This window comes from Mesorhizobium sp. M5C.F.Ca.IN.020.32.2.1 (assembly GCF_004023105.1).
Taxonomy (GTDB): Bacteria; Pseudomonadota; Alphaproteobacteria; order Rhizobiales; family Rhizobiaceae; genus Mesorhizobium; species Mesorhizobium wenxiniae.
Genome location: NZ_RZSX01001241.1, coordinates 1 through 1,367 on the forward strand (window position 1 = coordinate 1; position 1,367 = coordinate 1,367).

At 58.3% G+C, this 1,367-nt stretch carries 3 protein-coding genes; 1 reads left to right on the forward strand and 2 read right to left on the reverse strand.

The features are described from left to right. Positions 1 to 179: DUF1203 domain-containing protein (locus EOA86_RS34785; RefSeq protein WP_128345636.1), on the forward strand; the 179-nt coding region annotated here is incomplete at its 5' end. A 237-nt stretch (positions 180 to 416) separates the two neighbouring features. On the opposite strand, the gene EOA86_RS40960 is transcribed toward EOA86_RS34785, so the two are convergent. Both EOA86_RS40960 and EOA86_RS34790 read right to left on the reverse strand, forming a co-directional pair. Beyond that, positions 417 to 683, reverse strand: coding sequence for an outer membrane beta-barrel protein (locus EOA86_RS40960; protein WP_245497478.1), 267 nt, complete (start codon positions 681 to 683; stop codon positions 417 to 419). Further along, a partial coding sequence (locus EOA86_RS34790; RefSeq protein ID WP_245497479.1) for an outer membrane beta-barrel protein occupies positions 684 to 1,367 on the reverse strand: 684 nt, incomplete at its 5' end.

The window sequence follows — 1,367 nt, forward strand, 5'->3', positions numbered from 1 at the left end:
ACTACATCGTGCGCGGCTACGGCAGGGACGACCGCATCGTCTATGGCAGCGGCGGCGTCATTCCGACGGGCGCCATCGCGGCGCGGGCCGAGACCCTGTTCGAACGCGACGAGATCGCCTATGTGCATGTCCGCTCGGCGCGCAACAATTGCTACCAGTGCCGTATCGACCGCGCGTGACGATTCGGGCGGTATTCATCGATCGCAGCTGTCGTACGCCTGTCGCATTGTCGCGTTACGGAATTGATTGTCGATCGATTTGCCGACCGCGGATGAACCGGCGGGAAGTCTACATCAGAGGAAGCGGGGCTTTGGCTCCGCTTTTTTGTTGCCCGCGCTGTCCGCCCCGCATTTCTTCCGCCCAAAGAAAAAGCCCGCCGGAATGACCGGCGGGCTTTGACTGTTATTTGGGCGGTCCTAGTTGAACTTGTACTTCGCACCGATGCGGACGGTATGGAACGAAGGCGTGGAGGTGAGAGTATCGTCCGGCAGCCCAAGATCCGACGAAAAATCCTTCTCGGAGAACTGCGAATAGCGGTACTCGAGGCCGACGGTCACGTTGCTGGACATGGCCGTTTCCAGACCACCACCCACCGAGAAGCCGCTGGAGTCCCAATCGAGGATATCGCCGATGGGTGAAGACGCGTTCAGATCGAAGTGCTGCCAGCTGTAACCACCGAGCACCTAAGCGAGGGTTGATTCGTTGACTTTCATACCGACACGGGCAAGTACATCGAAACCGTAATCTGTATCCAGATTGATCGATCCGCCCGGAACTTCCAACTCCGAAGTCATGCCGGAGTAGCGGGCATCCACCATGACGCCTGCGACCCAGCTGCCGAAATCATGGTCGTAGCCGACGTTCAATTCGCCGAACACGCCTTCGCCACCGATCCCGTTGAACTCGAGGTCGCCAGCCGGCGGAACGTCGATCTGATGCACCGACGCACCCGCGCCGGCGGCGCCGCCGACGTAGAAGCCGGTCCAATTATAGGCAGGAGCCTCAAAAGAGGCGACGCCACCATTCTGGGCGCCAAAGCGATAGTTGGCCGCAACCTGGAACGTATGCCGCGACGTATCCGTGTCGAGGACGCCGTCCGGTATATCGAACTCGGAAAGAATGTTTTCAGTACCGAAGCGGGTATAGCGATATTCTGACTTGATGGTCCAGTTACTGTTGATGGCCGTTTCAACGCCAGCTCCGACGAAGTAGCCGCTCTGGTCCCAATCGAAATCAAAACCAGCGTTCGTGTCGAATTTATATTTTTGCCAGGAATAGCCGCCGAGCACATAGCCCAAAGTGTTTGGCGTGAAGAGGTAACCAAGCCGCAAACCAGCGTCGAAACCGTAGGTCTCGCGGACCGAAGC